The sequence below is a fragment of the Nonomuraea sp. NPDC049709 genome, assembly GCF_040674815.1.
In the GTDB taxonomy this organism is placed as follows: Bacteria; Actinomycetota; Actinomycetes; order Streptosporangiales; family Streptosporangiaceae; genus Nonomuraea.
Genome location: NZ_JBFANM010000006.1, coordinates 231,763 through 238,310 on the forward strand (window position 1 = coordinate 231,763; position 6,548 = coordinate 238,310).

General features: G+C 71.1%; 8 protein-coding genes. 2 read left to right on the forward strand and 6 right to left on the reverse strand.

The window, feature by feature from the left end; translation table 11 throughout:
- Positions 1-151: 151 nt before the first annotated feature.
- Positions 152-850: a hypothetical protein gene (locus AB0J69_RS08400; RefSeq protein WP_364114283.1), complete on the reverse strand. Its 699-nt coding sequence runs from the start codon at positions 848-850 to the stop codon at positions 152-154.
- A gap of 78 nt (positions 851-928) precedes the next feature.
- On the opposite strand from AB0J69_RS08400, the gene AB0J69_RS08405 reads away from it, so the two are divergent.
- Complete coding sequence (locus AB0J69_RS08405; RefSeq protein ID WP_364114285.1) at positions 929-1,804, forward strand: A/G-specific adenine glycosylase; 876 nt, start codon at positions 929-931, stop codon at positions 1,802-1,804.
- A gap of 363 nt (positions 1,805-2,167) precedes the next feature.
- Here the strand turns inward: AB0J69_RS08405 and AB0J69_RS08410 are convergent, their stop codons facing one another.
- Positions 2,168-2,584 carry a cupin gene (locus AB0J69_RS08410; RefSeq protein WP_364114287.1) on the reverse strand — a complete coding sequence of 139 codons (417 nt, stop codon included), beginning with the start codon at positions 2,582-2,584 and terminating at the stop codon, positions 2,168-2,170.
- A gap of 16 nt (positions 2,585-2,600) precedes the next feature.
- A complete protein-coding gene (locus AB0J69_RS08415) occupies positions 2,601-2,978 on the reverse strand; it encodes a cupin domain-containing protein (protein ID WP_364114289.1) in 378 nt (125 codons plus the stop codon).
- Positions 2,979-3,039: 61 nt separating this feature from the next.
- Here AB0J69_RS08415 and AB0J69_RS08420 point away from each other — a divergent pair, with 61 nt between their 5' ends.
- Positions 3,040-3,504, forward strand: coding sequence for a MarR family winged helix-turn-helix transcriptional regulator (locus tag AB0J69_RS08420; RefSeq protein WP_364114291.1), 465 nt, complete (start codon positions 3,040-3,042; stop codon positions 3,502-3,504).
- 159 nt (positions 3,505-3,663) lie between these two features.
- On the opposite strand, the gene AB0J69_RS08425 is transcribed toward AB0J69_RS08420, so the two are convergent.
- From AB0J69_RS08425 to AB0J69_RS08435, 3 genes are all read right to left on the reverse strand, one after another.
- Positions 3,664-4,602 carry a TIM barrel protein gene (locus tag AB0J69_RS08425; protein ID WP_364114293.1) on the reverse strand — a complete coding sequence of 313 codons (939 nt, stop codon included), beginning with the start codon at positions 4,600-4,602 and terminating at the stop codon, positions 3,664-3,666.
- Between the two features lie 536 nt (positions 4,603-5,138).
- Entirely contained in the window at positions 5,139-5,582 is a 444-nt protein-coding gene (locus AB0J69_RS08430; protein ID WP_364114295.1) for a carboxymuconolactone decarboxylase family protein, read from the reverse strand.
- Between the two features lie 409 nt (positions 5,583-5,991).
- A partial coding sequence (locus tag AB0J69_RS08435; RefSeq protein ID WP_364114297.1) for an AAA family ATPase occupies positions 5,992-6,548 on the reverse strand: 557 nt, incomplete at its 5' end.

The following is a 6,548-nucleotide window of genomic DNA, read 5'->3' on the forward strand; positions in this document are numbered from 1 at the left end:
GGCCGGGTCCCCGCGCTGCGCCGGAGAGCGGCGACCGCCGTACGCCTCGTGCCTGACCGACGCGCGCCCCGCAGGAAAGGCGCCTATCACGCGCGCCGAGAAAGCGGGCCTGACCGGGTCCGCGATCGGGCGGGACGTGCGGAAAGCCGGGCTACCGGAGGTGGAAGACGCCCTTGGCGCTGCGCAGCTTGCCCATGCGGACCATGGCCACGTACGTCCCCGGCAGGGCCGCCGCCGGTGTGGCGCGGCAGTCGGAGCTGGAGCGCCGCCGGTCCCACTCCAGCGACCGCACGTACGGCACCCCCCGCTGCAGCTCCTTGACCTCCGCGCCCTCGCCGCTCACGCAGTCGGCGGTGGACCAGATGCGGTCCGCGCCCGAGGTGATGCGGACCTCCATGGCGCGCGGGCCCACGTCGGCCGTGCACATCACCGACCCCGTGTTCACCAGCGTGACCAGGAAGCCGGGCCGGGAGTCACCCGGGTAGATCTGCTCCTTGCCGCCCTGGAGGCTCAGCACCAGGTCCTCCTCGGCGCACGGCTCCCCGGCCCGCTTCGGACGCTGCGTGGGCGTCGCCTTCGGGGTCGTGGGGGTCGGGGACGGGCTGGCCGTGCCCATGGCGAGCGTACGGAGGCCCGCCAGCAGCGGATCGACGGCAGGGGTGGCACTCGTGCCCGCGCTCACGCTCGCGCTGGGTGAGGACTGAGCGCTGGACGAGCGTTCGGGGCCGCTGCCTCCGCTGGAGCACGCCCACGCCACAACGGCCACCACGACGAGCACCGCCACCAGCACGCTCATCCGGCGCCGCCAGTAGATGTCACCGCCGTCGCCACGCATCGTATCCGGATCCATACACCAAGGATGGTGAGCGGCCGACGACGCAGAGTGACGACACGCCGAGCTTGGCCATCTCGCAATACCCTTGACCGCGTGGTTGAGCCGAACCTCCTGCACGCGCCCGTTCTGGACTGGTACGACGACAACGCCCGGGACCTCCCGTGGCGGGCGACCGACGCGACCCCGTGGGGCGTGCTGGTCAGCGAGATCATGCTCCAGCAGACCCCGGTCGTACGCGTCCTGCCCATCTGGCACGAGTGGATGGAACGCTGGCCCACCCCCAAGGCGCTGGCCGCCGAGCAACCCGGCGAGGCCGTACGCCACTGGGGCCGCCTCGGCTACCCCCGCCGCGCGCTGCGCCTGCACGCCTGCGCCCGGGCGATCACCGAGGAGCACGGCGGCGAGGTGCCGTCCGACCACGCGACCCTGCTGGCGCTGCCCGGCATCGGCGAATACACCGCGGCCGCCGTCGCCAGCTTCGCCTATGGTGGCCGGCACGCCGTGCTGGACACCAACGTCCGGCGCGTCTTCGCCAGGGCGGTCCGCGCGGAGGAATACCCGCCCACCGCCACCTCGGCGGCCGAGCGGCGGCTGGCGGAGAGCCTGCTGCCCGAGCTGGGCGCCGCCCGCTGGGGAGTGGCGGTGATGGAGCTGGGCGCCCTGGTCTGCACGGCCCGCGCCCCGCGCTGCGCCGACTGCCCGATCACCCACCTGTGCGCCTGGCGCCTGGCGGGCAAGCCCCCGCACGCCGGCCCCGCGCGCAAGGGCCAGACGTACGCGGGCACCGACCGCCAGTGCCGGGGCCGCCTGCTGGAGGTGCTGCGCTCGGCCCACGGCCCGGTGCCCAAGGCCGCGCTGGACGCGGTGTGGGACGACGCGGTGCAGCGCGAGCGCGCCCTGGACGGCCTGGTCGCCGACGGCCTGGCCGAGGCCCTGGAAGACGGCACCTACCGCCTCCCCCACGCCTGACAAGCCCCCTGCACCCACCGGGCCGCCCTTGCTCCCGGGCTCCCCCGCACCCGGCAGACCGGCCCCTCCTCCCAGGCTCCCCGCACCCGGCAGGCCACCGTTCCCACCACCTCACCGCCCCGGGCAGGCCACCTCCTCGACCGCCCGCCGGCCCCAACCAGGTCGCCGCTCCTACCGGGTTCACCGGCACCGGGCGGGCCGTGGTCCCCTGCCGGTCCCCTGGGCACCATGCGGGCCGCCGGCCCCACCAGCTCTCTGCGCGCCAAGCGGGCCGCCGCCCCCACCGGCTCCCTGGGCACCAGGCGGGCCGCCGCCCCAACTACCGACCCCCGTGCGCGGCCGGTCGTCGCCGGGCGGGGGAGCTCATCGCGCCCAGGGCGGTACGAGGCGCTCGGCGTCCTTCGGGGCCAGGTCGCACGCGTCCGGCTCCGAGACCCCGCCGGGGTTGTACACCTGAGCCCCCGCCGGGGCGACCACCACCGACACGAACCCGCGCTCGGCATCGGCGAACATCTGCCGGCTCACATCCGCCGGGAGCACCATCGTGTCGCCGGCGCCCACCTCGTACCGCTCGCCGCCCAGCTCCACAACGGCACCCCCGTCGAGCCACGTCCACACCAGCTCGGCATCGAACACGTGCACCGGCCCCACCATGCCCGGCCTGGCGTCCACCCGCCAGACGGCCTGCCCCGCCCGTCCCTGCGTCGGGGAGGCGAGGGTGGTCATGACCCCGTTGGGCGTCTCGACCTTGCGGGACTCACCCGCGAGAACAACGGACATCAATCTCTCCTTACTCTCACGCGATCCACGGCGGAACGCCGTAATCGGCACCGTCCGGGGCGAGCGCGCGGGCACCGGACGCGGCCGTGACGATGGCGGTGTACCCGGTGCCGGGATCGGCCAGGACGCGCCGGACCGTACGGGCCGGCATGACGACGGTGTCCCCGGCGGCGACGGCGTACGTCTCCCCGCCCAGCTCGACGGTCGCCGCCCCGGCGACCCAGCTCCACACCTGCTCGCTGTCGAAGTCGTGCACCGGCCCCTCGGCGCCGGGCCGGGCATCGACCTTCCACAGGGCCCTGGAGGCCCCTCCCTGCGTCGGCGAGGCGAAGGTCGTCATGACCCCGCCAGGAGTCTCCGACCGCCGCGCCTCGGCATCACGTATGACGGACACGCCGCTTTACCCCCTAAGATAGGCAACCACGTTGTCCATATAGTTAACCAGGTTGTCTATCGTGTCAACATACGGCTTCGAACTCCCGCTACGCCTGCTGCTCGCGTTCCGGACGCTGATCGACGAGCTGCACGTCGAGCTCGCCCGCCAGGGCCATCCGGACATCCGGCCCATGCACGGATTCGTCATGCAGGCGATCGGCTCCGGCGGCACTACGGCCGTCGAGCTGGGCCGTACGCTGGGCGTCTCCAAACAGGCCGCGGGCAAGACCATCGACACCCTGGAACGCGTCGGCTACGTCGAACGCACCTCGGACCCCCACGACAGCAGACGCAAGATCGTCCGCCTGACCCCGTACGGGATGGACGCGCTCAACCGCTCGGCCCGCATCTTCGACGAGCTGCGCGCCCGCTGGGCCGGCGAGCTCGGCGAGGACCGCCTGAGCGCGCTGGAGTCCGATCTGCGCAGGATGACCCCGGGCAACCCCTGGCGCCTGGACACGCCTGGGTGGTTCGGCAACCTCTAGACGACCGGCCCTGGACGACGTGTCCTGAACGACCGACATTCCCTGGCGGCCGGCCCTAAAGGGCCGCCGGCAATCTCCTGGCGGCTGGTTCTGGAGGGCCGTCGGCAAACTCCCGGCGGCTGGTTCTGGAGGGCCGCCGGCAAACTCCCGGCGGTCGTCCTAGGCGGCCAGCTGCAGGCCCAGGCTGGTCAGGCTCGTACGCGCCCAGGCCAGCTCCTCGGCCAGCAGCGACACCAGCGCCCCCGGCCCCTTGGCCCGCCCGGGGACGGTCAGGTTGTGCGTCTCCACCTCGATGTGCGCGCTGCCGCTCACCGCGCCCGACAACATCGCCGTGAGCGTGTCGTGCAGCACGGCGCCCGTGTTCGGCGTCTCGCCGGTGTGGTTGTGCACATGGCCCAGCTTGACCACGGGCGCCCCGGCCTTGGCCAGCCCCTTCAGCGCCGCGCCGGGCTCCTCGTCCCCGCAGGCGAGGTGGCAGGCGTCCAGGCACACGCCCAGGTGCTCGGAGTCGATGCCGCCCACCCGCTCGAGCGCCTGCTCGGTGGTCTCCAGCACGCACCCCGGCCACGGCTCGAACCCGACCCTGATCGTCTTGCCGGTCGTGCTGTAGATGCCGCGCAGCTCGCGGGCCAGCCGCTCGAGGCGACGGGTGGCGATGGAGTGCAGGTCGGCGGGCCAGTCGCGGCGCCAGCCGATCGGGATCGTGGAGATGCTGCCGAACCGTACGTCCTCGGGCAGCAGGAACGCCAGGATCTTGGCCAGTGCCATCGTGTAGCGGTAGCGCTCCGGCTTGGCCCAGTCGGGCCCCGGGACCTCCTGGTTGCGACCGCCGGTGCCGTTGAGGCTGACGACCTCCAGCCCGCGCTCCTCCAGGGAGCGGCGCAGCCGTACGAGCTCGATCCGGTCGGCCGTGAGGTGGTCGGCGACGCTCGGGGACAGCCACAGCCCGATGCCCATCCGCTCCACACCCAGCCGCTTGCGCACCGGGACCGCGTACCGGGTCAGGTGCGCGATGAGGTTCTCCAGGTCCTCAGCGGGGTGGACGCCTGCGTTGTAGGCGAGGTGAACGAGCGTTCCGTCATCGTGACGCAGGCGCATCGGTTTCCTCCACGGCTTGCTTGTGTGTGTTCCCGTCGCCCGCATCGGACGTGCGAACCCTGCGAGCATGCCTGCTTGCTGATGTCTCGCGCGTCCGCCCTGAGTTGATTTCTCACTACTCCCCGGGGAGCAGCCCTCAACTTAGGAACACGATCTTGTGGCTCACTTGGATGAGACTTGGTGAAGCTCTACGCAGTGTAGTACTACTCGCGGTGGCGGCATACCCGCCCGCCCAACAATTACGCAACGACGGCAACCTTCTCACTTCTCCAAATCCCGGAAGTGAGGATCGCCAAGACGTCGTACGTGCCTCCCATCGCCTCGTGCGGCGAACATCGGACATAGGGGGAGGGATTTGCCCGGACACGTCCCCTTAGGCCCCCAGGGACGATCTCAGACCCGCCGCGCCCCTCCCCGCCACCGCCGGCGGCCGACCGTGACTCCCCTCCCCGCCACGGCCGACGGCCGACCATGACCCGGAACGCCTGGACGCGCCTGGCAGGCCCGCTCAAGGCATCACTACCGAGCGGGCACGCTCACGCGCCCGGCTCGACCCGCGCGGTCACGTTGATCCGGTTCCAGGTGTTGATCATGGCGATGGCCACCACGAGCACCGCGAGCTGCTCGTCGCTGTAGTACTCGGCCGCCTGCTGCCACACCGCGTCCGGCACCGCCTCGCGGTCGGCCAGCCTGGTGGCCTCCTCCGTCAGCGCCAGCGCGGCCCGCTCCTCCGGCGTGAACACCGTGGCCTCGCGCCAGGCCGCCACCATCCAGAGCCGCTCGTCGCTCTCGCCGGCCTTCTTCATGTCCCGGCTGTGCATGTCCACGCAGTAGGCGCAGCCGTTGATCTGGCTGGCCCGCAGCTTGACCAGCTCAAGGGTGGCGGTGGGCAATCCGCTGTCGTGCAGCAGCTTCTCGACCGAGAAGAAATGGCGGTAGATCTCGGGAACGTGCTTGGCGACGTTGATCCGCTGAGTCATGGGAACCTCCGTAATTTTCGTCGTACGCAGCTAGGACAGGACAGCCCGTCCCGCTGTGACAGCTCCCGGCGAAAAAGGTTCGCACCAGGGCCCCTACCCTTGACCCCGGCTCTCTCGCCCCACCCGACTCCACTGGCCCGCACATCGCAGCAGCGGCACTTTCACGGGTTCCCGCGCCAACGCCAGCAGACCACCGGCATCGGCGCCGATGAGCGGTACGGCCGCCTCGTGGACGCCAGTGGCGACGACGGCGGACAGATCTGGATGGGAGGACGGGACGATGGCCAGTCCCTTAGAGGCAGTGGCGGGCATCCGAATCCGATGTGCGCCGGCCACGCGAAACCCTGTACAGACATGCGAAAAGCCCCCGCGTGAGTTTCCTCACACGGGGGCTTCCGTCAGAACGTGGTCAGTTCTGGATCGGAGCGGCGATCGCGGCAGCCGAGTCCGGGATCTTCGAGGACGTCTCGCCCTTGAAGAGGAACTTGGCGTTGTCGCCCTCACCCTCGATCGTCACCTTCACGACCTGCCCGGGCCGGAGCTCGCCGTAGAGGATCTTCTCCGACAGCGAGTCCTCCAGTTCGCGCTGGATGGTCCGGCGCAGCGGCCGGGCGCCCATGACGGGGTCGTAACCCCGGTCGGCCAGCAGCTGCTTGGCCTCGGGCGAGACCTCGAGCCCCATGTCGCGGTCCTTCAGCCTGGCGTCGACCTGGGCGAGCATCAGATCCACGATCTTGATGATCTCGGCCGGCGTGAGCTGGTGGAAGACCACGATGTCGTCGACACGGTTGAGGAACTCGGGCCGGAAGTGCTGCTTGAGCTCCTCCTGCACCTTCGCCTTCATCCGCTCGTAGTTGGACTCGGTGTCGTTGGACTTGGCGAACCCGACCCCGATGCCCTTGGAGATGTCGCGGGTGCCGAGGTTGGTGGTCATGATGATGACCGTGTTCTTGAAGTCCACCACCC

Bases quoted from the DNA above. Each gene is read 5' to 3' on its own strand.
- AB0J69_RS08410 (WP_364114287.1), bottom strand. From the start codon at position 2,584: ATGTCCGTTGTTCTCGCGGGTGAGTCCCGCAAGGTCGAGACGCCCAAC.
- AB0J69_RS08430 (WP_364114295.1), bottom strand. From the start codon at position 5,582: ATGACTCAGCGGATCAACGTCGCCAAGCACGTTCCCGAGATCTACCGC.
- AB0J69_RS08400 (WP_364114283.1), bottom strand. From the start codon at position 850: ATGGATCCGGATACGATGCGTGGCGACGGCGGTGACATCTACTGGCGG.
- AB0J69_RS08425 (WP_364114293.1), bottom strand. From the start codon at position 4,602: ATGCGCCTGCGTCACGATGACGGAACGCTCGTTCACCTCGCCTACAAC.